This is a genomic window from Corallococcus sp. AB049A (assembly GCF_003668885.1).
Classification (GTDB): Bacteria; Myxococcota; Myxococcia; order Myxococcales; family Myxococcaceae; genus Corallococcus; species Corallococcus interemptor.
This window is the reverse complement of record NZ_RAWL01001397.1, coordinates 1-396: the sequence shown is the minus strand read 5'-3', so window position 1 is coordinate 396 and position 396 is coordinate 1. Positions and strand designations below refer to the sequence as shown.

At 64.9% G+C, this 396-nt stretch carries 1 pseudogene; it reads right to left on the bottom strand.

Going from position 1 to position 396, the window contains the following annotated elements:
• Positions 1-396, bottom strand: a pseudogene (locus tag D7X55_RS47310) (ribonucleoside-diphosphate reductase subunit alpha); the annotation flags it as partial.

The window sequence follows — 396 nt, the reverse complement described above, 5'->3', positions numbered from 1 at the left end:
AGGGTGCTGGCGCGGATCGTGCTGGGCACGTACAGGTTGAAGCTGATCGACTGATCAACATGGCGCTGGCGACGCGCGTTCTGGCGCACGCTGGCGAACTGGTCGACCTTGTACGCCCCCTTCTCGTAGTACGGCCAGGTTTCCAGCGACAACCCCGGCGCTGCCACCGGCCGCCGGAAGTCCTTTTTTTCCTCGTAGTAGAACGCGCTGTAGATCGGGTCGATCGATGCGGTGGAACCTGCAATCTGCGCGGTGCTCATGTTCGGCGCCACCGCCAGCAGCCAGCCGTTGCGCAGGCCGTGCGTGGCGACCTCGCGCGCCAGGCTGTCCCATGCGGCGCCAGTGTAGTCGCGATCACGGAAGTAACGCCCGTTGTGCCAATCGCTGCCGGTGAAC